The organism is Streptomyces sp. NPDC014676 (assembly GCF_043084105.1).
In the GTDB taxonomy this organism is placed as follows: domain Bacteria; phylum Actinomycetota; class Actinomycetes; order Streptomycetales; family Streptomycetaceae; genus Streptomyces.
Genome location: NZ_JBIBZI010000007.1, coordinates 267980 through 288558, shown reverse-complemented (window position 1 = coordinate 288558; position 20579 = coordinate 267980). Strand labels below are relative to the sequence as shown.

Annotated in this window: 18 protein-coding genes and 2 tRNA genes; 5 read left to right on the top strand and 15 right to left on the bottom strand. The window is 70.5% G+C overall.

Annotated elements, in window-relative coordinates; all coding sequences use genetic code 11:
• The first annotated feature begins 193 nt into the window (after positions 1-193).
• Positions 194-2392, top strand: a complete 2199-nt coding sequence (locus ACF1DX_RS21845) for an elongation factor G-like protein EF-G2 (protein ID WP_391792796.1) — start codon at positions 194-196, stop codon at positions 2390-2392.
• A gap of 218 nt (positions 2393-2610) precedes the next feature.
• Complete coding sequence (locus ACF1DX_RS21840; RefSeq protein WP_391792795.1) at positions 2611-4266, top strand: hypothetical protein; 1656 nt, start codon at positions 2611-2613, stop codon at positions 4264-4266.
• 93 nt (positions 4267-4359) lie between these two features.
• On the opposite strand, the gene ACF1DX_RS21835 is transcribed toward ACF1DX_RS21840, so the two are convergent.
• The 4 genes from ACF1DX_RS21835 to ACF1DX_RS21820 all read right to left on the bottom strand — a co-directional run bounded on the left by ACF1DX_RS21835 (position 4360) and on the right by ACF1DX_RS21820 (position 8949).
• Positions 4360-4944, bottom strand: a complete 585-nt coding sequence (locus ACF1DX_RS21835) for an HIT family protein (RefSeq protein ID WP_391792794.1) — start codon at positions 4942-4944, stop codon at positions 4360-4362.
• 151 nt (positions 4945-5095) lie between these two features.
• Positions 5096-7072 carry a threonine--tRNA ligase gene (gene thrS, locus ACF1DX_RS21830; RefSeq protein WP_391792793.1) on the bottom strand — a complete coding sequence of 659 codons (1977 nt, stop codon included), beginning with the start codon at positions 7070-7072 and terminating at the stop codon, positions 5096-5098.
• 93 nt (positions 7073-7165) lie between these two features.
• A complete protein-coding gene (locus ACF1DX_RS21825) occupies positions 7166-8386 on the bottom strand; it encodes a hypothetical protein (protein WP_391792792.1) in 1221 nt (406 codons plus the stop codon).
• Complete coding sequence (locus tag ACF1DX_RS21820; RefSeq protein WP_391792791.1) at positions 8383-8949, bottom strand: DUF4365 domain-containing protein; 567 nt, start codon at positions 8947-8949, stop codon at positions 8383-8385. Before ACF1DX_RS21820 ends, ACF1DX_RS21825 begins: the two co-directional genes overlap by 4 nt.
• 167 nt (positions 8950-9116) lie before the next feature.
• On the opposite strand from ACF1DX_RS21820, the gene ACF1DX_RS21815 reads away from it, so the two are divergent.
• Positions 9117-9842 (top strand): 3'-5' exonuclease, encoded by a 726-nt coding sequence (locus ACF1DX_RS21815; protein ID WP_391792790.1) that lies wholly within the window; start codon positions 9117-9119, stop codon positions 9840-9842.
• Between the two features lie 56 nt (positions 9843-9898).
• On the opposite strand, the gene ACF1DX_RS21810 is transcribed toward ACF1DX_RS21815, so the two are convergent.
• The 9 genes from ACF1DX_RS21810 to ACF1DX_RS21770 all read right to left on the bottom strand — a co-directional run bounded on the left by ACF1DX_RS21810 (position 9899) and on the right by ACF1DX_RS21770 (position 18083).
• A tRNA-Val gene (locus ACF1DX_RS21810) sits at positions 9899-9970 on the bottom strand.
• 39 nt (positions 9971-10009) lie between these two features.
• Positions 10010-10459, bottom strand: coding sequence for an SRPBCC family protein (locus ACF1DX_RS21805; protein ID WP_391792789.1), 450 nt, complete (start codon positions 10457-10459; stop codon positions 10010-10012).
• A 36-nt stretch (positions 10460-10495) separates the two neighbouring features.
• A complete protein-coding gene (locus tag ACF1DX_RS21800) occupies positions 10496-13231 on the bottom strand; it encodes a Tat pathway signal sequence domain protein (RefSeq protein WP_391792788.1) in 2736 nt (911 codons plus the stop codon).
• 99 nt (positions 13232-13330) lie between these two features.
• Positions 13331-13930, bottom strand: a complete 600-nt coding sequence (locus ACF1DX_RS21795) for a hypothetical protein (RefSeq protein ID WP_391792787.1) — start codon at positions 13928-13930, stop codon at positions 13331-13333.
• A 10-nt stretch (positions 13931-13940) separates the two neighbouring features.
• A complete protein-coding gene (locus ACF1DX_RS21790; protein ID WP_391792786.1) occupies positions 13941-14816 on the bottom strand; it encodes a carbohydrate ABC transporter permease in 876 nt (291 codons plus the stop codon).
• On the bottom strand, positions 14813-15769 hold the full coding sequence (locus tag ACF1DX_RS21785; RefSeq protein WP_391792785.1) for a carbohydrate ABC transporter permease: 957 nt from the start codon (positions 15767-15769) through the stop codon (positions 14813-14815). Before ACF1DX_RS21785 ends, ACF1DX_RS21790 begins: the two co-directional genes overlap by 4 nt.
• 14 nt (positions 15770-15783) lie before the next feature.
• A complete protein-coding gene (locus tag ACF1DX_RS21780; protein ID WP_391792784.1) occupies positions 15784-17073 on the bottom strand; it encodes an ABC transporter substrate-binding protein in 1290 nt (429 codons plus the stop codon).
• A gap of 400 nt (positions 17074-17473) precedes the next feature.
• Positions 17474-17545, bottom strand: a tRNA-Val gene (locus ACF1DX_RS21775).
• Positions 17546-17624: 79 nt separating this feature from the next.
• Complete coding sequence (locus tag ACF1DX_RS21770; protein ID WP_391792783.1) at positions 17625-18083, bottom strand: TIGR02611 family protein; 459 nt, start codon at positions 18081-18083, stop codon at positions 17625-17627.
• Positions 18084-18274: 191 nt separating this feature from the next.
• On the opposite strand from ACF1DX_RS21770, the gene ACF1DX_RS21765 reads away from it, so the two are divergent.
• Together ACF1DX_RS21765 and ACF1DX_RS21760 are read left to right on the top strand one after the other, a co-directional pair.
• Positions 18275-18688, top strand: a complete 414-nt coding sequence (locus ACF1DX_RS21765) for an SsgA family sporulation/cell division regulator (RefSeq protein WP_004002642.1) — start codon at positions 18275-18277, stop codon at positions 18686-18688.
• A gap of 296 nt (positions 18689-18984) precedes the next feature.
• Positions 18985-19545 (top strand): CGNR zinc finger domain-containing protein, encoded by a 561-nt coding sequence (locus ACF1DX_RS21760; RefSeq protein ID WP_391792782.1) that lies wholly within the window; start codon positions 18985-18987, stop codon positions 19543-19545.
• Positions 19546-19621: 76 nt separating this feature from the next.
• On the opposite strand, the gene ACF1DX_RS21755 is transcribed toward ACF1DX_RS21760, so the two are convergent.
• Positions 19622-19795 (bottom strand): hypothetical protein, encoded by a 174-nt coding sequence (locus tag ACF1DX_RS21755; RefSeq protein ID WP_371237426.1) that lies wholly within the window; start codon positions 19793-19795, stop codon positions 19622-19624.
• Positions 19796-19945: 150 nt separating this feature from the next.
• Positions 19946-20383, bottom strand: coding sequence for a hypothetical protein (locus tag ACF1DX_RS21750; RefSeq protein WP_391792913.1), 438 nt, complete (start codon positions 20381-20383; stop codon positions 19946-19948).
• Positions 20384-20579 lie beyond the last annotated feature (196 nt).

Below are 20579 nucleotides of genomic sequence, written 5' to 3'. Positions count from 1 at the left end.
GGCGGACCCCGGCCCACGAGGCGGTTCGCACCGCCGCGGGCAGGGCCGGACGTCGGGATCGCGTCGTTCGTATGGACGCGCCGTGACGGGAGTGGAAAGCTCGAAGGACCGCGGGCGTCGCCGGAGCCGCACCGCACGCGGATTCCGCGGGTCCGCGCCCACAGTGACCTCACCGTGCACGGGAGGCAGGATCATGGGCGACAAGGCGCACACACACCCCGGAGCCGCCGGCAGGGCTCAGCCGGCCGACCACCCCACGTCCGTACGGAATGTGGTGCTGGTCGGCCACTCCGGATCGGGCAAGACGACCCTGGTGGAGGCCCTCGCGCTGACCGCGGGGGCGGTGAACCGGGCGGGCCGCGTGGAGGACGGCGGCACCGTCTCCGACTACGACGACATCGAGCACCGGCAGCAGCGCTCCGTACAGCTCTCCCTGGTGCCCCTCGAATGGGACGGCATCAAGGTCAACCTCTTGGACACCCCCGGATACGCCGACTTCGTCGGGGAGCTCAGGGCCGGTCTGCGGGCGGCGGACGCGGCCCTCTTCGTCGTCTCGGCCTCGGACGGCGTGGACGGCACCACCCGCATGGTGTGGGACGAGTGCGCCGCGGTCGGCATGCCGCGCGCCATCGTCATCACGCACCTGGAGGCGGCCCGCGCGGACTTCGAGGAGATGACCCGCGTCTGCGCGGAGACGTTCGGCGGCGACGACCCCGATGCCGTACTGCCGCTGTACCTGCCGCTGCACGGCCCGGAGGGGCCCGACGGGCACGCGCCCGTGACGGGCCTGACCGGACTGCTGTCGCAGAAGCTGTTCGACTACTCCACCGGCGAGCGCAAGGAGTCCGAGCCCGGCGAGGACCAGCTCCCGCGGATGGAGGAGGCGCGCGGCCGGCTCATCGAGGGGATCATCGCCGAGAGCGAGGACGAGACCCTCATGGACCGCTACCTCGGCGGCGAGCAGATCGACGTCAAGACGCTGATCGAGGACCTGGAACGGGCGGTCGCGCGCGGGGTGTTCTTCCCCGTCCTGGCCGCCGCGCCCGCCGCCGACGGCGCCCGCCAGGGACTCGGCACGGTCGAACTGCTCGAGCTGGTCACCGGCGGCTTCCCGACCCCGCTGGAGCACGGCACCCCGAGCGTGACCACCGTCGACGGCAGGCCGCGCGAGCTGAAACCGTGCGACCCCGACGCCCCGCTGGTCGCCGAGGTCGTGAAGACCTCCTCCGACCCGTACGTCGGCCGGCTCTCCCTGGTCCGGGTCTTCTCCGGCACCCTGCGCGCCGACCAGACCGTCCACGTCTCCGGGCACGGGCTCGCCGACCGCGGGCACGAGGACCACGACGTCGACGAGCGGATCGGCGCGCTGTCCACCCCGTTCGGCAAGCAGCAGCGGCCCGTCTCCCACGTCATCGCGGGCGACCTCGCGTGTGTGGCGAAGCTCAGCCGCGCGGAGACCGGCGACACCCTGTCCGCCAAGGACGACCCGCTGCTCATGGAGCCGTGGGACATGCCCGACCCGCTGCTGCCGCTGGCGATCCAGGCGCACAGCAAACCCGACGAGGACAAGCTCTCGCAGGGCCTGTCCCGGCTGGTGGCCGAGGACCCGACGATGCGGCTGGAACAGAACCAGGACACCCACCAGGTGGTGCTGTGGTGCCTGGGCGAGGCGCACGCGGACGTGGCCCTGGAGCGGCTGCGCAACCGCTACGGCGTCCAGGTCGACGCCGTGCCGCACCGGGTGTCGCTCAGGGAGACGTTCGGCGGCAGGGCCGCCGGGCGCGGACGGCACGTCAAACAGTCCGGCGGGCACGGCCAGTTCGCCATCTGCGAGATCGAGGTGGAGCCGCTGCCGAACGGCTCGGGCATCGAGTTCGTCGACAAGGTGGTCGGCGGCGCCGTACCTCGGCAGTTCATCCCCTCCGTCGAGAAGGGCGTACGGGCCCAGGCCGTCAGGGGAGTCGCCGCGGGACATCCGCTGACCGACGTCCGCGTGACACTCCTCGACGGCAAGGCGCACTCCGTGGACTCCTCCGACGCCGCGTTCCAGACGGCCGGCGCGCTGGCCCTGCGGGAGGCGGCCGCGGACGCGAGGATCCATCTGCTGGAGCCGGTGGCCGAGGTGAGCGTCCTGGTCGGCGACGACTACGTCGGCCCCGTGATGAGCGACCTGTCCGGCCGCCGAGGCCGGGTGCTCGGCACCGAGCAGTCGCCCGGCGGACGCACCCTCGTCAAGGCCGAGGTCCCGGAGATCGAGATCGGCCGGTACGCCGTCGACCTGCGCTCCCTCTCGCACGGCACCGCCCGGTTCAGCCGCCGGTACGCGCGGCACGAACCCATGCCGTCGAACGTGGCGGAACGGGTCAAGGAAGAGGCGCGTACCGCCTCGTAACCGGCGACGGGCGCCCCCGGGAGACCCGGCGGGCGCCCGCGTACGCCCCTCGCACCGGGACGGCTTCGGAATGCCTCACTCCGTGGTGACGGACGGCTTCGGCCGTCCGCCTACGGACGACAGTGGGTACGGATACGCTGAAGACCTGATCAACAGGTGTGCGCAGCAAGGAAGTCGGGAAGGCCGCAAGACGACAGTCGCGGCGATCGGGGGCGGGAATGACCGTTGAGAGCGGTTACGCGGATTTTTTCGGTCCGCAGGTGCCGCGCACGGGCGACGAGGGGCAGACGCCGACGTTCGCGCTGGCCTCGGCGGCCTACCGGGACAACGAGGCCGAGGAGATACTCAAGGCCAACAGCGAATGGCACAAGTCGGCCGTGAGCGCACCCAGGCTGAAGCTGTTCCGGCCGAACCTGGGCGAGGCGTTCTCCAGGGCGATCATCGACCGGATGCTCGGCTCCGGCCGCGCGCCGCTCATCCAGTCCTTCGGCGCCCAGCCGCAGGTGGTGGTCGAGCACTCGCTGGCGGCGCACCGCATCCGCCGCGAGCGGGACAACTGGCTGAGCGCCATCATGGTCCTGTGCGGACTGCTCTTCCTGCCCGGGCTGCTCGTATGGCTGCTGGTCTTCCAGATCCGTACGACGATGTCCAGGCGCGAGGACAAGCGGGCGGGCGCGCTGGCCACCACCCTGCTGGTCGCGGTGGGCGCCCTCGCCGTGCTGTTCCTGATCCGCATGCCGTTCGACGGCTTCTGGGGCTGGTACGCGCGCGCGGCGGTCGTCGCCCCGGTGCTGGGCTGGTTCTGGGCCAAGCGGATCTGCGAGCGCACGGCGAGGGACCTGCGCGAGCGCTGGGCCGGCCTGCTCTCCGGGAGCAGCGTCGGCGCCAAGGTGCCCGAGGCGGTGCCGAGCAGCCCCGGTGAGACGGCCGCCGAGCAACTGCGCCAGTCCCTGGCCCGGCTCAGCGCCGAACAGCAGTCCAACTCCGTCTTCTACGCCGGGCCCAAGGGCATACTCGGCATGGGCACCCGCTGGGGGAGCTGGCAGCTCGCCGAGGACCTGGTGCCCGCCGACCCGGACCGGGAGATCAACCCGTTCCGCAGCTGGGACGTCATCAAGGCCATCTACGACCGGCTGCGGATGCTGGAGCGCGGGCCGCTGCACACCGGCGGCTTCCCCAAGCCGTCGGTACGGCACTGGATCGTCACACCCATCGGGGAGAACGCCGACGCGGTCTCCCGGCCCGAGGGCACCGACGTCGAGGCGTACCAGGTCAAGCCGCACGCGATACAGGACATCTGCAACAAGCAGCAGTTCGGCGCGGGCGACCGGCACTACCTGGGCGTGCAGTGGACGCTGTGGGACGGTCAGCTGGTGCTCACCATGCTGATCACCGTGACCGTGCTGCACGAGACGCTGCGCATCGAGGTCACCGGGCACGCGCTGGGGCCGGTGCACTCGCTGTTCACCAGCAAGCCGGCGGCCAAGGAGAAGGAGGTCCAGAAGTCGATCAGGTTCTGGGAGACCCGGAAGGTGAAGCTCCCGCTGGTCGACTCGGACGAGGTGGTACGCCTGGCCGCGCGGGCGCCGCTGACCTGGTACCCGCCGCTGCTGTACTGGCTGGGCGGCAAGCTGAGCCTGCCGGAGCCGTTCGGTCTGCGGCACGCGTGGGCGGACAGGCCGTGGCGGCACCGGTTCATGGCGGACGACGCGTTGCGGGCGGCCACACCGGTTTTGCGGGTGGTGCACTCGGCAGCGATCAAGGTGCTGAAGGAGAACGGGGTGGACACGGAGAAGTTCGGTGCGCGGTCGTCGTCCCTCAGCGCCGCGGTGCAGGATGCCGCGCCCAGGAAGGCCGACGTGTACGACGCGTAGGCCTCCGGCGGTCGGGCGGCTGCGGGTACGTCGCGGTGACGGGCTCTGGGGGCTGCGCCCCCAGACCCCCCATCGGCCTGAACGGCCTCGTCCTCAAACTCCCCCAGAGGGGAGACCCCCAGACGGGCTGGTTGATGCAGGCCACGCCTCCGCGAGCATCTTCCTCGTGTCCGCCAGGAGCTGGGGCAGGATCTTCGTGTGGCCGACCACCGGCATGAAGTTCGTGTCGCCACCCCAGCGGGGGACGATGTGCTGGTGCAGGTGGGCGGCGATGCCCGCGCCCGCGACCGTGCCTTGGTTTATGCCCAGGTTGAACCCTTGGGCCCCGGAGGCCGTGCGCAGAGCCGTCATCGCCTGCTTGGTCAGCTCGGCGAGCTCCGCGGTCTCCGCGTCGGTCAGGTCGGTGTAGTCGGCGACGTGACGGTAGGGCACGACCATGGTGTGGCCGCCGGTGTAGGGGTACAGATTGAGCACCGCGTAGACCAGCTCGCCACGCCGGACGATCAGGCCGTCCTCGTCGGACTTGGCCGGGATCGAGCAGAAGGGGCAGCCGTCGTCGGCGCCCGGGCCGCTCGGCTTGTTCTCGCCCTGGATGTACGCCATCCGATGGGGCGTCCACAGACGCTGGAACGCGTCCTGCGTCCCCACTCCCCACTGCTGCTCAGGCTCACTCGTCATGCGTGCAGCATATGGCTTCGCCGGAGGACCGCGGAAAAGGCCCCCGGGAAACCCGAGGGCCTACAGAGCCCCGCTGCAGCGGGGAGCATGCGCCGGCGACCGTGCCTTGTTTCATGCCGATCGGATCACCCCCGCAACGGCGGGGAGCACATCACACCTGGATCCGGCGCTCCACCACATCAACGAGCTTCGCCAGCGCCTGGTCACGCGGAATGCCGTTCTCCTGCGAGCCGTCGCGGTAGCGGAACGACACCGTACCCGCGTGCATGTCCTCGTCACCGACGATGATCATGAACGGGACCTTCTGCTTCTGCTGCGTGCGGATTTTCTTCTGCATCCGGTCCGAGGAGGAGTCCACCTCGACGCGCAGCCCCTTCCGCCGTGCCTCGCCCGCGAACTCCTCCAGGTACTGCACGTGGGCGTCGCCCACCGGGATGCCCACCGCCTGGACCGGAGCGAGCCACGCCGGGAACGCGCCCGCGTAGTGCTCCAGGAGCACCGCGAAGAAGCGCTCGATGCTGCCGAACAGCGCGCGGTGGATCATGACCGGGCGGGTCTTGGAGCCGTCCGCGGCGGTGTACTCCAGGTCGAAGCGCTCCGGCAGGTTGAAGTCGAGCTGGATGGTCGACATCTGCCAGGTGCGGCCGATGGCGTCCTTGGCCTGGACGGAGATCTTCGGGCCGTAGAAGGCGGCGCCGCCCGGGTCCGCCACGAGCTCCAGGTTCTGCTTCTCGGCGACCTGGCGCAGCGTCTCGGTGGCCTCTTCCCAGGCCTCGTCGGTTCCGACGAACTTCTCCGGGTCCTTGGTGGACAGCTCCAGGTAGAAGTCGGTCAGGCCGTAGTCGCGCAGCAGGTTGAGGACGAAGGTGAGCGTCTTGTCGAGCTCCTCCGACATCTGCTCACGGGTGCAGTAGATGTGCGCGTCGTCCTGGGTGAAGCCGCGGGCCCGGGTCAGGCCGTGCACCACGCCCGACTTCTCGTACCGGTACACGGTGCCGAACTCGAACAGGCGCAGCGGCAGTTCACGGTAGGACCGCCCGCGCGCGTCGAAGATCAGGTTGTGCATCGGGCAGTTCATGGGCTTGAGGTAGTAGTCCACGCCCTCGTCGAGCTGCATGGGCGGGTACATGCCGTCGGCGTACCAGTCCAGGTGGCCCGAGGTCTCGAAGAGCTTCCCCTTCGTCGCGTGCGGGGTGTAGACGAACTCGTAGCCCTCCTCCTCGTGGCGGCGCCTGGAGTAGTCCTCCATGACCCGGCGGATGATGCCGCCCTTGGGGTGGAAGACGGCGAGGCCGGAGCCGATCTGCTCCGGGATGGAGAACAGGTCGAGCTCGGAGCCGAGCTTGCGGTGGTCGCGCTTCTCGGCCTCGGCGAGGAACTCCAGGTGGGCCTTGAGCTCGTCCTTGCTGGGCCAGGCGGTGCCGTAGATGCGCTGGAGCATCGGGTTCTTCTCGCTGCCCCGCCAGTAGGCGGCGGCGTTGCGCATCAGCTTGAACGCCGGGATGTTCCGGGTGGTGGGCAGGTGGGGGCCCCGGCAGAGGTCCTTCCAGCACAGCTCGCCGGTCTTGGCGTCGAGGTTGTCGTAGATCGTCAGTTCGCCGGTGCCGACCTCGACGTCCGCGCCGTCGTCGTGCGAGGCGGAGCCCTTGAGGCCGATCAGCTCCAGCTTGTACGGCTCGTCGGCGAGCTCCTCACGGGCGGCCTCGTCGGTCACCACGCGGCGGGAGAAGCGCTGCCCGCGCTTCTGGATCTCCTGCATCTTCTTCTCGATGGCCTTGAGGTCATCGGGGTGGAAGGGCTTCTCGACGTCGAAGTCGTAGTAGAAGCCGTCCTTGACCGGCGGGCCGATGCCCAGCTTGGCCTCGGGGAACAGCTCCTGCACGGCCTGGGCCATGACGTGCGCGGTGGAGTGGCGCAGGATGTTCAGACCGTCCTCGGAGGAGATCTCGACTCCCTCGACGGTCTCGCCGTCCTTGACCTCGTAGGAGAGGTCCTTGAGCTCACCGGCCACGCGCGCGGCGATCACCGAGCGCTCGCCGGCGAAGAGCTCGGCGGCCGTAGTGCCCGTCGTCACCACGCGTTCTTCCCGCTCGGAATCGCGTTGGATGATCACACGGACGTCTGACACCGGTCTCTCCTGACTGAAGGCTGTGGTCGCGGCGCCATACCGGAGCGCACGCATGGGTGCGATCGTACCGACCCCGGGCCGCCCACCGCGAAATCATTCCCCGCCGCAGGCCTCCTCGAAGAAGTCGAGGTCCTCCTGGAGCGCCTTCATCAGGCGGTCCCGCTCCGCGTCGTCGACCTGTACGGGCACCACCTCGCCCGCCCCGGTGAGGCGCCGGAAGCCGCCCCGGCTCTCCAGCCGGCCGTGCACCCGGACCGGCAGTCCGACGAGGTGGGCGTGTCCGGCGATGCGGTACGCCTCCTCCTCCAGGGCGATCCGGACGTGCGGGACCTCGGCGCCGGCCAGCACCCGCAGCCGTACGGTGCCCGCGCCGCGCGGCCCCGACCTGCGCATCCGCACCACCGTGCCGGTGATCAGCACCGGCACGGACGGCTCGGCCCGGAGGTAGCGCAGGCCGGCCTCGCGCAGGGCGGGCAGGTCGCCGGGTGAGAACTCGACGGGCTCGGCCGGGGCCGCGCAGCCCTCGGGGACGCCGGCGGCCGGCGCCCACTCCACGGCGATCCGGGCGCCTTCCGAGCCCCGTACCAGGGCGACCAGCGCCTCGGTCAGCTCGTGGCTGACCCCCGCCTCCACGGCGGAGTCGAAGGCGTCCATGCCGCCGGTGGCCCGCCGGTAGTCGACGGCCTCGCGGGTGGCGTGCAGCGCCTGGTGCAGGCATACGGCGAGCGGACGGCCGGTGGCGACGGGCACGAACGCGGTCAGCCGGCGACCGCCGGGCGCGGGGCCGACCAGGACGTTCGCCAGGGAGGCGGCGGCGGCACGCCGGTGCCGGGCGCCGTGGTAGCCGGCCCGCGCGCGCGTGGTGAGCGCGGCGGCGAGCAGCACGGCGCGGGCGGCGCTGCGCAGCCGCTCCTCGACGGTCCAGGGGGCGGAGTCCCCGGGGCCGGACGGCACATCGCGCCACCAGCGGATCTCGTCGCTGGGGACGGCGAGAGCGAGGAGGACCTCGCGGGCGGAGGGCGTGCCGCTGCGGGTCAGGGCGAGCAGGGCCTCGCCGAGCAGGTCCTCGCTGTCGGGGAAGGCACGGCTCTCGGGCACCAGCAGGCTGGTGCCCGAGCCGCCCGGTCCGGGCGGCGTCCAGCGGCCGTAGCGACCGGGGGCGCCGCCGCGCCGCTGCCAGCCGTGCCGCCGCAGCAGGGCGGCGAGCACGGCCGGGTCGACCGCGCCGGGCTCGGGCGGCGCGGCCTCCCGGGCGGCGTCGGCGGGATGGGGACGCACGGGCCTCAGGGGTTCGTCTGTCGAGCGATGCGTCACGGTGTCCCTCCCGTCCCGACCCGCGTCATGATCTCGCACAGCGCACGGTCGTCGAAGATGCGTGAGGTCGGTATCCGCACGGTCGTGCGGCGCCGGCCGGTGACCGGCTGTCCGGCGAGGTTGGTCCAGTAGCAGCAGTGCCTCAGGTCGAGCCGGTCGTGCCCGGCCCGCAGCCACTGGTCCCGCGAGCGCGGGACGATCATCACCACGAGGATCTTGTGCACCGACACGGGCGTGCGGGCGAGCTTCGCCAGGTGGTCGTTGTCGAGGGTGAAGGAGAAGAAGCGGCCCGGAGGGTCCGGAGGGACCTGGTATGTGGCTTTGAGCTGCACCTTGATGGTCACCTCGTCGTCGACGGTGTGTCCGGGCGCGCTGTGGCTGACGTGCCAGTCGATGCCGTTGTCCGGGAACGGCTGGGACAACGAGCAGCCGGCCGCGGCCGCGACGGCGTGCAGATAGCCGACCTGCAGTGTCTCCATGCAGGCGGTGGTGGCGAGAGAGCCGCGGGCGGGTGCGGCGCGCTCGGGCAGCAGCCCGCCCCGCTCGGGCTGCGCTATGGCCATGGCCAACAGCCTTCCCAACTGGTGTATCCCCGCTGCGGACCGCTGAACTGCGCGGATCCGTACTCCTGTTGTCTCCTTCCGGCGTACGGCGCAAACAGGCCGGGTATCACCGGTTCGGGCAGTGGACGGTGCGTCCACTGCCGCTGGTGGACGAGGGGTTGTTGGGTATGGCGTGCTGGTACGAAGGGCCGTTGGCCGCTTTCGACACGGAGACGACGGGTGTGGACGTCGAGACCGACCGGATCGTGTCGGCCGCTCTCGTCGTGCAGGACGCGCCGGGCACCCGGCCGCGGGTGACCCGCTGGCTGGTGAATCCGGGGGTGCCGGTGCCGGCCGCGGCGACGGAGGTGCACGGACTGACGGACGATCACCTGCAGCGCAACGGCCGCTGGCCGGCGCCGGTGATGTACGAGATGGCCCAGGCGCTGGCCGAGCAGGCCAGGGTGGGCCGGCCGCTGGTGGTGATGAACGCGCCGTTCGATCTGACGCTGCTGGACCGGGAGTTGCGCCGGCACCGCGCGTCGTCGCTGGACCGCTGGTTCGAGCGGACGCCACTGCTGGTGCTGGACCCGTGGGTGCTGGACAAGCACTTGGACCGCTATCGCAAGGGCCGGCGCACGCTGACCGATCTGTGCGCGCACTACGGGGTCGAGCTGGCGGGGGCGCACGACGCGGCGGCGGACGCTGTGGCGGCGCTGGAGGTGACCCGGGCGGTGGGGCGGCGTTTCGCGTCCCGGCTGGAGCGGCTGTCCCCCGCCGAGCTGCATCCCTTGCAGGCGGTGTGGCACGCGGCGCAGGCGCGGGGGCTCCAGGCGTGGTTCGCGCGCACGGGCACGGACGAGGTGGTGGACCCGGCGTGGCCGCTGCGTCCGGACCTGTCGGCGGCGGCGTGAGAGCACCGCGGGGAATGCAAGAAGCCGGTCCGTCGGGGACGGACCGGCTTTCCCGGTGGGCGATACTGGGTTCGAACCAGTGACCTCTTCGGTGTGAACGAAGCGCTCTCCCACTGAGCTAATCGCCCGGGAACGCACTGAACAATACAGGTCCGGGGAGGGTTCCTTCAAACCGCTTCCAGGTGGGCGGCCAGGCCGCGCCGGCCGGCCCGCATCATCAGCGCGTGGTTGGCGCGGAGGACGGGCCGTCCGGGCACGGCGAGCAGGCGCAGCAGCGGTGTGCGGACGTCGACCTCCTGCTCGTAGTGGGCGAGGCAGCCGTGGGGTCCCAGGCGGGTGACGGTCCAGCGGGCCCAGCCGTCGATGTCGCCGGAGAGGCCGGCCTCCAGGATCCCGGTCTCCGGGTCGCGCCGGCCCTCCCGCACGGTCGAGGTCAGGTCGTACGGCAGGAAGGAGCGGATCGTGACGATCCCACTGGTGTCGTCGAGCCTGGTGACGTCCCGTACCTGGGGCCACCACAGGGGGTAGTCCTCGATCCGTTCCAGGACGCGGTAGACCACCGGGGCGGGCGCGGACAGGGTCCACAGACTGCGGAAGCGGTAATGGTTCCAGTCCATGGTCGCAGTGTTCCCGTCCGCGCCCGTTGTGTGCGTCTACGGCATCCGGTCCCCGAGCAGCGACAGCAGCTCGATGGCGGCGAGACCGTAGAGCGCGGTGTCGTTGGTGGACACCCAGGCGGCCTCACTGCCGGCGACCAGGGCCGTCGGGCCGCTGATCCTCCCGGTCTTCCAGGGTGCCGACTCCTTGTAGCCGTCGGAGTCGTAGAACTTCTGCCAGGCCCTCTCGGCCAGCTTCTCGTCGCCGGTCCGTACGGCGGCGTAGGCGTCGAGGCGGGAGTGGCCCTGGAAGAGGATCAGGCTGCCGAAGTGGGAGCCGTAGCGGGCGGCCTGTTCCGTCTTGCTCGCGTTGAAGTAGCGGCAGTAGTCGTAGTAGGCCTCGTTGAACTCCGGCAGGTCGACGAGGTCGATGAGTTCCGCGCAGAGTTCGTTCAGACCGAAGACGGCCGACAGGTGGGAGACCTCGACCTTCGGGGTGTCGGCGACGGCGAACCTGCCGGTGTCGAGGTCGTACAGGCCGCTGCCCTGGACGAAGCCGTTGGGCTGGGCGGCGATGGTCTCCATGGTGGACAGGACGCGGGCCCTGGCCTTCTCCCACTTGGGGCCCTTGCGTTCCCACTCGGTGAGCCAGGCGGAGACCAGTCCGCTCCAGTCGGTGCCGAAGCCGATCGACAGGGCGTTGCGGTCGGGCGTGTACGGCTCGGTGCGGATCTTGCGCAGGGGGTCGAGGGCGAGGAAGGTCTCGTCGGAGTCGACGTTGGCGTGCATGAGGTCGCCGACGCGTTCGTCGGCGGTGAGGAAGTAGTAGTAGCGGCGGTAGGTGGTGTTGGCGATGCGCTGCTGTTTGGCGCTGTCGGCGAAGTGCTGGACGCCGTGGCGGGTGCCGAGGCCGGCCCACTCGCCGATGTGGTAGACGTCGACCTCGCCGGTGTGGCGGGTCATCGCCTCGGCGAAGCGGAAGATGTCGGCGCGGCCGGAGCGCAGGTACGCGTACCAGAGCCACAGGTCGGGTGAGAGTTCGGAGTTGTCCCAGGCGTAGCCGCCGACGTCGTACCGCCACTGGTGCCGCACGGTGTCGTAGGTGTGCATGATGTCGCCGTAGTCCCAGAAGCCGTACCAGCGGCGCTGTTCCACCTGGTCCTTGTAGTAGGTGAAGAGGAAGTCGAGGTGGTCCTCGATCCTGGCCTTGGCGGGGGTGGAGCGGTCCGGTTCGGCGAACAGGCCCTTGCCGAAGACGCCCGCGGCGACGAGCTGCCTGGGCGGGGCGGCGAGCTGCGGGAGGACGCGGACGGCCTCGATCTGTTCGGCGAGCTTCTCGGCACTCGGGGTGGACGCGTTGGCCCAGAAGAGGAGTTCGGAGGTGCGGGCGATGCCGTACGGGGTGCCGAACCCGGGCTCGTAGTCCTCGTAGGTGATGTTGAGGCCCTCGATCTGTTCGGGGAAGGTGTCCTGGCCCATGCCGTCGTGGTAGAAGCGCAGGTCCATGGGCTGGGCCTCGGGTGACCAGAGCCAGAGGGTGACCTCGGCCTCGTCGGTGTGGGCGTCGCGGATGTCGAGCTGGGCGGGGTGCTTCTCCCAGAAGTCGCGCAGTCCGAAGGAGAGGCCGCCGCCGACCCCTCCGACGTAGCCGAAGCCGGAGGCGCGCCGGCCGCCGCCGGCGCCGATCCAGCCGTAGCCCTTCTTGGTGCGCTTGCGCACGGTGAAGCCGTCGGCGGAGAGCTGGGAGAGGGTGTAGTCGCCCCATTCGGGGATGTACTGCAGGCGGGTGGTGACCCGCTGGTCCCAGGTGGCGGGGTCGGGGAGCTTCTCGCCGGCGAACTGGGCCGCCTGGACGGCGGCACCGGGGTCGCGGCGCAGTCCGGTGATGCCCTTGACGGCCTCGCGGAGCAGGCCGGTGCCCTCGCCGCCGAGGCGGATGTGGCGGTCGTAGGACTCGTCGCGCAGGGGGACGGTGAAGCGGACGCCGAGGCCGCGGATGAAGTCGCCGCTCGCCTTGCCGGGCTCCTGCTTCCCGTCGTAGGTGATGGTGTGCACCATGCGGAAGGAGTCGGCGCCGGCGTAGAAGTAGAGGCGGACGGAGAAGGGCAGCAGGTCGCGGTGGCCCTTGCGGTGCTTGCCGTCGATACGGACGACCGCGCGGACGGGGCCGTCCTGTTCGACGGTGACGTCGGTGACGGCGCCGTCGAAGCGTTCGGTCCTGACGGTGGTCTGGTCGCCGTCCTCGTACTCGGGCTGGCGCAGGACGACGAGGCGGCCGTTCCTGGCGATCTCGGTGGAGCCGCGGGTGACCGACTTGACGATCGTGGAGCCGGACGTGCCGATCCTGGCGGTGATGACGCCGGTGGAGACGTCGATGGTGCCGCCGCGCCTGTCGACGGTGACCTTCTTCTCGGGCGCCGCGGGCGCCCCGGTGGTCAGGGTGAGCTTGCCGGAGCCCGAACTCACGGCGTGCGCGGTCCACTTGAGGGAGCCGTCGGGCCAGTAGGCGAGCGGCCAGGACTGGACGGGGACGGACTTCCCGTCGGCGTCGGTCAGCGCGAAGGTCTGGTCCTCCTGGTGGGCGCCTTTGGGCCAGGGCACGCCGACGGTGGAGCCGGGGGCCGCGCCGAGGCCGCCGTCCTCCAGCCAGTCGAGGGTGACCGGGTCGGCGTCGGCGGCTTCCGCGCGGGGCGCGGCGGCGGCGTTCGGCGTTCCCAGGGCCCAGCTGAACTGGGCGGCGGCTCCGGCGACGGCGGCCGCCTTGAGCAGGGATCGGCGGGGGATGGGGGACATGGCCTTTCCTTTCCGTTGCGGCAGTGCAAGGTGGCGTCAAGGGCATGACAGACAGAGGTCCGGCGCCGGAGCGCCGGCCTCGAGAAGGGGCACCGCCCGTCAGCGGCGCCGGTACCGCTCCTCCACGGCGACGGCCGCCGCCGCGACGGCCCCCAGGACGGGGACCGCCAGCGGCGGGACGAACCCCGCGGACAGGGCCACGACGGCCAGCCCGCAGACGACCAGGAAGGATCCGGCGGGGTCGAGCACGGTGCGCCGCCCGGCGTCCGCGAGCAGAGCCCGCCAGGTGGTGCCGGGCGTCCAGACCGCGGCCGCCCGCAGCAGGGCCACGGCGGCCGCGATCAGCGCGAGGACACCGACGGCCCCGACGAGCGGCCCGCCGGGGAGTCCGGCCCGCGCGGCCAGGACGTCCACCCACACCGCTGCGGCCACCGCCCACCCGGCGAGCCCGACGGCCCACCCGCCGCGCACGGCCGTACGGAAGTCCGTGACGAACTCCCGCAGGCCACCGCCCTGGTGGGTGGTACGGCGCCGCAGGTGCCGCGCGGCGGCGGCGAAGGCCGCGGGGTAGGTGACGACCCCGAGGCAGGCCACGGCGATCCACACGCCGGTGAGCAGGCACTCGGCGAAGACCCCGAAGCGCTCGCCGGACACGGACTCCCCGCGCGCGGTACGGGCCTTCACGCGTGCTTGCGCCATGGTGACCGCCTCAGCCCTTCAGTCCGGAGGTCGCCATGCCGTCGATGAGGTAGCGCTGGAAGGCCATGAAGAAGGCGATGACCGGCACCAGCGCCACCAGCGACATCGCGATCATGCTGCCGTAGTTGGAGACGCCCTCCTGGTCGCGGAACATCATCAGGCCGAGCGAGACGGTGTACTTCTCGGGGGTGTTGAGGTAGATCAGCGGCCCCATGAAGTCGTTCCAGGCGTTGATGAAGGTGAAGATCGCGCTGGTGATGATCGCGGGCCGGCTCAGCGGCAGCACGATCGACCAGTAGGTGCGCAGGTGCCCGCAGCCGTCGAGCTTGGCGGCCTCGTCCAGTTCCCCGGGCAGTCCGCGCATGAACTGCACCATCAGGAAGACGAAGAAGGCCTCCGTGGCCAGGAACTTGCCCGCGACGAGCGGCACCAGGGTGTCGGTGAGCTCCAGGTTGCGGAAGAGCACGTACTGCGGGATGAGCAGCACGTGGTACGGCAGCAGCAGCGTTCCGATCATCAGCGTGAAGAGCAGGTTCCGCCCGGCGAACCGGATCTTGGCGAAGGCGTACGCGGTCAGCGAGCTGGACAGGACGACACCGGCCACGGCGAGGACCGCGTACACCAGCGAGTTCCAGAAGAAGCTGCCGATGGAGATGCCGGAGATGCCGTCGGCGAGCCCGGAGAAGTTCTCCCAGACCGGCGCGGTGGGCAGCAGGTCGAGGCTGGCGATGATGTCCTTGCTCGGCTTGAACGAGGCGCCGACCACCCAGATCACGGGATAGAGGACGACCGCGAGGACGAGGAGCGCGCCCACGTGCCAGGCGATCGATCCGAGGCGCCGTCGCTCGTTCGCCGCGGGCAGGGCGGGGCTGGTGGCACTGGTCACTTGGCGGCCTCCTCGTAGTGCACCCACTTCTTCTGCGACCAGAACAGGACCGCCGTCACGAGCGCCACCGCGATCACCAGCGTCCAGGCCATCGCGGAGGCGAAGCCCATCTGGGCCTCCTTGAAGCCCTTCTGGTAGAGGTAACAGGTGTAGACGAGCGTGGCGTCGGCGGGCCCGCACCGGGTGTCGGAGACGACGTAGGCGGAGCCGAACACCTGGAACGCGTGGATGGACTCCAGCAGCACGTTGAAGAACAGCACCGGGGAGATCATCGGCAGGGTGACGTTCCAGAACCTGCGCAGCGGTCCGGCACCGTCCATCTCGGCGGCCTCGTACAGCTCCTGCGGGACCTGCTTGAGGCCGGCCAGGAAGATGACCATGGGCGCGCCGAACTGCCAGATGCTGAGGGCCACCAGGGCGTAGATGACGTAGTCCGGGTTGCCGATCCAGCCGCCCACGTCGAAACCGAGGACCTTCTGCGTACGGTCCACGACCGCGTCGTCCGAGAACAGCGCCCGCCACACGAAGCCGACGGAGACGCTGGCGCCGACGAGCGAGGGCATGTAGAACGCGGCCCGGTACAGGCCCTGTCCGCGCCGCTTCTGCGCGAGCAGCAGCGCGATGCCGAGCGCGAGCAGCAGTTTCAGAGGGGTCGCCACGACGACGTACTTGAGGGTGACCTCCACCGACTTCTGCCAGCGCGGGTCCTGGAACATCGTCGTGAAGTTGTCCAGGCCCACCCACTGGGGCGGTGTGAACAGGTTGTAACTGGTGAACGCGTAGTAGAGCGACGCGATCATCGGCCCCGCCGTGAGCAGCAGGAACCCCGCGATCCACGGCGACATGAACAGATAGCCCGCGAGGGTCTCGCGGCGCCGCCCGCGCCGCCCGGCGGCGGGGGCGGCGGGCCGCTTCCCGGCCGGGCGCGCGGGCACTTCCTTGACGAGCGTCATGGTGGTACGTCCCCTCAGCCGGCGAACGCGGCCTTGGCCTCGCCGAACAGTGCCCTGGCGGCGTCGGCCGGCTTGGTCTTGCCCTGGGCGACCTCACCGCCGATGCGCAGGAACGCGGCCTCGATGACGTCGGCGCCCGACGGGTGCGGGGTGATCTTGCCGAGGACGCCGGCCTCGGCGACCTGCTCCTCGTACGCCTTGACGCCCTTGTTGTTGTCGTCGGCGGGCGTGAACGCCTCGTACTGCTCGGTGGTGGCGAGGATGCCCCGGTCGTAGCCCATGATCTTGCCGACCTCGGGGTCGTGGACCATGAAGTCGATGAACTGGGCGACTTCCTTGGGGTGCTCGGTCCCCGAGAAGGCGCTCAGCATCAGCGAGCCGAGGTACTGGCCGGTGGCCTTGCCGTCCGTGGTGGGGATCGGCGCGAGCCCGTAGTCCGACTCGCCCTCGCCCTCGTAGCGGATGGAGAAGTTGTCCCAGGTGAACTCGGACGCCGCGAGGCCCGCGGAGAGCGCGGACTTGGGCTTGACCTGCTCGACCTTCTTCGGGTCGGCGACGAGCCCGGACCGCACGCGCTTGTAGCCGTCCTCCCACCACTGCGTCAGGTCGTCCTCGGTGAAGCCGAGGTCGGTGTCCGTGAAGAAGGCCTTGCCGTTCTGGCGCAGGTAGAGGTCGTAGAGGTACATGATGCTGAAGTAGCCGGTGTCACCGGCGATCTTCAGCTTGTCCTGGATCGTCTGCAGCGCGTCGAAGTACTCGTCCCAGGTCCAGCCGAACTTCGCCTGCACGCCTGCCTTCTCGAAGGCCTTGAGGTCGATGACGAGCGACATGGTGTTGGCGCCGACGGGGACGGCGATCTGCTTGCCGTCGACCTGACCGTTGGCCAGGACGCCGTTGCGGAAGTTGTCCAGGCTCAGGTTTCCGGCGTCCGCCTGCGACTTGAGGTCCAGCAGAACACCGCGCTTGTCGTACTTACGCAGGAAGCCGACCGCATTCTGGAAAACGTCCGGCGGATTCCCGCCGGACGCCTGGGTCTGGAACTTCTCCCAGAACGCTTCGTAGTCGGTGAATTCAGGCTTGATCTTGATCTTCGGGAACTTCTTCTCGAAGAGCGCGATCGTCTTCTTGATGGCGATGGTGCGCGGCTCGCCGCCCCACCACGCGTAACGGATCGTCACCGTCCCGTCCCCCGAGCCGCTGCCGCCACCGCAGGCGGTGGCCGCCGCGCCGATTCCCGCGACGGCCAGCGAGGCCCCCGCCGCTTTGAGGATCGTCCGCCTCTCCACATTCCCGCCCTGCTGCATATGAGCCTCCCCGCGACGTTCGCGTCCGCCTCATGAATCGTTTCAAGTAAGCGCTTGCTGGCACAAGTTACGGAGGGCTTACGGGCGCGTCAATGATTCGGACAGGAATTCATGGGCGCCGCGATCCGGCACCGGCGGCGGCCGGCTCGCCCGCAGGGCTCAGCCCGGCCGTAAACGCCCAGATGACAGCCCTGCGGCCGACCGGCCGAACATGCCGGAGCCCACCGGGACGGGTACGGCGGAAGGTCACGGTTGGATGAAGACGGCCGGAAGCGGAAGGCCCCGGGGACACCGGGAGGGTCCTCACCCGGCGACACCCCGCCGCGGACGCGCCACGCCGACCGCACACGACGAGGCGGCCCGGCTCACGATTCGTGAGCCGGGCCGCCTGGTGATCCGGTGGGCGATACTGGGTTCGAACCAGTGACCTCTTCGGTGTGAACGAAGCGCTCTCCCACTGAGCTAATCGCCCGGACGCAGGAAGAACATTACCCCATGTCACGGGGTGCCCGTGACCGGCGGGGGCCGGGTTGCGCGACCCCCGCCGCGGATCACTGGTCCTTGATCTTCCAGGGCATCTGGAGACCGAACTTCCACAGGTAGATCCCGGCCAGCACCGCGATGATCACCACGCCGATCGAGGTCAGGATGATGTTCCGGCGCCGCACTCTGGGGTCCAGGGCGCGCTGCGCCGCCTCGGTGACCTTGCGCTTGGTCCAGCGCAGCACCAGCTGGGCCCAGACGAACTCGGTCGCCCAGATCGCCATGCCGCCGAAGATCACGACCCAGCCCGGTCCTGGCAGCGGCAGCATGATGATGCCGGCCACCACGACCGCCAGGCCGACGACGAAGACGCCGACCTGCCAGCTCAGATGCAGCGCGCGGCGCGCCTTGATGAATTCCGGTGCCCTCGAGCCGAGCCCTCGCTCGGCCTCGCTCTCGCTGTCGTCCACCGTCGCCCCGTGGGCCGCCACGGCGGCCTCGCCAGGCTTGTCACTCCCCGTGTTCATACAGCCAAACACTACCTGAGTGAAAGACATCACCGGAATGGGTGATGGGCACGAACGATCTTTCGGCCGGAAGAGTTACGTAATCCCACACAAAACACTCAGAGGGGTTTACAACGGCACCGTAGGTGGCATGTCGATTTGGCCGACGTGCGAATCCCCGAGCGCACACTGAGCGAAAGGCCCTGGCGCTTATGAACACCACGGTCAGCTGCGAGCTGCACCTGCGCCTCGTTGTGTCGAGCGAGTCCTCCCTGCCTGTCCCCGCAGGCCTGCGGTACGACACGGCCGACCCCTACGCCGTGCACGCCACCTTCCACACCGGAGCCGAGGAAACCGTCGAGTGGGTGTTCGCCCGCGACCTCCTGGCCGAGGGACTTCACCGCCCCACGGGCACCGGCGACGTCCGTGTCTGGCCGTCGCGCAGCCACGGTCAGGGCGTCGTCTGCATCGCCCTGAGCTCTCCGGAGGGGGAGGCCCTGCTCGAGGCCCCGGCAAGGGCCCTGGAGTCCTTCCTGAAGCGCACCGACGCCGCCGTGCCGCCCGGTACGGAACACCGGCACTTCGATCTCGACCAGGAGCTCTCGCACATCCTGGCGGAAAGCTAGGCGAGGCTCGCGAAGCCGCCCGGCGCCGTCGACTCGGGGAGACGGCTCGGGCCCGTACAGCCGCATACGGCTCACACAGAACGGCGCCGACACCGCGGGGTTCCGCGGGCGGCGCCGTCGTGCTGTGCGCACGCCGAGCCGGCGTCGGCCGAACGGGTGATCGGGAACGACGGCAGGTCTCCGCGCGTTGCATTCGAAGCCATGTGCGGAGCGGGGAGGTACGGGGCGCGCCGGAGCCACTACCATCGGCCACCATCGGCGGGCGCCCGCCCGACCCCCAGGCCAGGGAGCGAACTGTGCTGATCACCCACGACACCCGGTGCGCGCTCGACACCGTGGTGGACCTGGTGAACTCCGCGCCGGAGGACGACACGACACCGGAGAGGCTGCCGGACGTCGCGGCCCTCGAGGAGTTCGTGCGGCGGCACGAGGTCAGCGAGGTCGGGGTGCTCACGGAGTTCGACCTGGCCGCGGTGCGCAAGATCCGCGGCCGGTTCGCGTCGGTCTTCGCCGCTCCGGACGCCCGCGCGGCCGCCACGCTGATCAACGAGCTGATCGCGGCCGCGGGCACCACGCCCCGGCTCACCGACCACGACGGCTACGACTGGCACGTGCACTACTTCGCGCCCGGCGCCTCCGTGGCCGACCACCTGGCCGCCGACTGCGGGATGGCGCTGGCGTTCTTCGTGGTCGCCGGGGAGCAGGAGCGGCTGCGGCGCTGTGAGGCCCCGGACTGCCGGCACGCCTTCGTCGATCTCTCCCGCAACCGTTCGCGCCGCTACTGCGACAGCCGCACCTGCGGCAACCGTCTGCACGTGGCCGCCTACCGGGCGCGGCGCAAGGAGGCGGCGGGCTGACGCCCACGCGGGCGAAGCCGCTCGATGCCGTGCCGACGCGGTCCCGACGGGTGACGCCGGGTACCGCGGGTACGGGTCACAGCCACAGCAGATCGTGCAGGGCAGCCGTGAGCAGCAGACACCCGATCACCGCCAGGAAGATCATCAGCGGTGGCTGGGAAAGGGCGAAGAGGCATCCACGCGGCTCGTCCTGCTGCGGCGCGGCATCACTCTGTGTCGTGTCCAGCATCTCGCGGCGATGATGACGCATCGGGAGCACCCGACGCGATCAACGCTCACGGAGTGAGTGTTGATCGCCGATTCCGCGATCTACGGTTCGGCTTGTGATCATTTCCGGGCGCTCGCGGACCCACTGTGACGTTTCTGCCGGTCGCGCGCATTCACCCGTGGCGCGCCACCGTCATATGCCGTGTTTCTTGAGGATGGCCTCGATGTCGCTGAAGTCGTCCTCGCCGCGGGAGGTGGCAGCGGGGCGGGCCGCCGGGCGGGACCCCTGGCCCAGGGAGGGCGCGGAGGCCCCGGGTGCCGCCGCCTCGGGGCGTGCCGCGGCCCGCGCGGCCTTGCGCTCCTTACGGGTGCCGCCGCGTCGGCGCTCCACGGTGCGGGTGGTCGCGAACAGCACCCAGGACAGGCCGAGCACTCCGAAGCCGGCCCATGCCGTCGGGCTGAAGGCGGTGTCGGCCAGCCAGTCGACGACACCGGCCATCACCAGGCCGAGGGGCACGAGCGAGTAGGCGGCGATGCGGGCGGCCGCGAGGAAGCGCTTGCGGTAGGCCGTGACCGCCGCGATGCCCAGGCCTGCCGCGGAGACGGCGGAACAGACGGTCTCGGCAATCATCCGGTCCTCCAGGCAGGTGGGGTCGCTGTGACGCTTCGTCCCTTCCATCCTGCACCTGTGGGGCCCGGCCGGGCCATGCTCCGGCCGGACATCAGGGACATCTCCGGGTCGGTGATCCTCCGCAGGTGCGAGCACCGGTACGGCCGGGGGCGCGGTGACCGGCGTGTTCCCGGCACCCGGCGTCGGTGCTTCCCCG

What these genes read in the sequence shown, in the direction of transcription:
- ACF1DX_RS21845 (WP_391792796.1), top strand. Translation starts at nt 194, where the DNA reads ATGGGCGACAAGGCGCACACACACCCCGGAGCCGCCGGCAGGGCTCAG.
- ACF1DX_RS21840 (WP_391792795.1), top strand. Translation starts at nt 2,611, where the DNA reads ATGACCGTTGAGAGCGGTTACGCGGATTTTTTCGGTCCGCAGGTGCCG.
- ACF1DX_RS21835 (WP_391792794.1), bottom strand. Translation starts at nt 4,944, where the DNA reads ATGACGAGTGAGCCTGAGCAGCAGTGGGGAGTGGGGACGCAGGACGCG.
- ACF1DX_RS21820 (WP_391792791.1), bottom strand. Translation starts at nt 8,949, where the DNA reads ATGGCCATAGCGCAGCCCGAGCGGGGCGGGCTGCTGCCCGAGCGCGCC.
- ACF1DX_RS21815 (WP_391792790.1), top strand. Translation starts at nt 9,117, where the DNA reads ATGGCGTGCTGGTACGAAGGGCCGTTGGCCGCTTTCGACACGGAGACG.
- ACF1DX_RS21805 (WP_391792789.1), bottom strand. Translation starts at nt 10,459, where the DNA reads ATGGACTGGAACCATTACCGCTTCCGCAGTCTGTGGACCCTGTCCGCG.
- ACF1DX_RS21800 (WP_391792788.1), bottom strand. Translation starts at nt 13,231, where the DNA reads ATGTCCCCCATCCCCCGCCGATCCCTGCTCAAGGCGGCCGCCGTCGCC.
- ACF1DX_RS21795 (WP_391792787.1), bottom strand. Translation starts at nt 13,930, where the DNA reads ATGGCGCAAGCACGCGTGAAGGCCCGTACCGCGCGCGGGGAGTCCGTG.
- ACF1DX_RS21785 (WP_391792785.1), bottom strand. Translation starts at nt 15,769, where the DNA reads ATGACGCTCGTCAAGGAAGTGCCCGCGCGCCCGGCCGGGAAGCGGCCC.
- ACF1DX_RS21780 (WP_391792784.1), bottom strand. Translation starts at nt 17,073, where the DNA reads ATGCAGCAGGGCGGGAATGTGGAGAGGCGGACGATCCTCAAAGCGGCG.
- ACF1DX_RS21770 (WP_391792783.1), bottom strand. Translation starts at nt 18,083, where the DNA reads ATGAACACGGGGAGTGACAAGCCTGGCGAGGCCGCCGTGGCGGCCCAC.
- ACF1DX_RS21765 (WP_004002642.1), top strand. Translation starts at nt 18,275, where the DNA reads ATGAACACCACGGTCAGCTGCGAGCTGCACCTGCGCCTCGTTGTGTCG.
- ACF1DX_RS21755 (WP_371237426.1), bottom strand. Translation starts at nt 19,795, where the DNA reads ATGCGTCATCATCGCCGCGAGATGCTGGACACGACACAGAGTGATGCC.
- ACF1DX_RS21750 (WP_391792913.1), bottom strand. Translation starts at nt 20,383, where the DNA reads ATGATTGCCGAGACCGTCTGTTCCGCCGTCTCCGCGGCAGGCCTGGGC.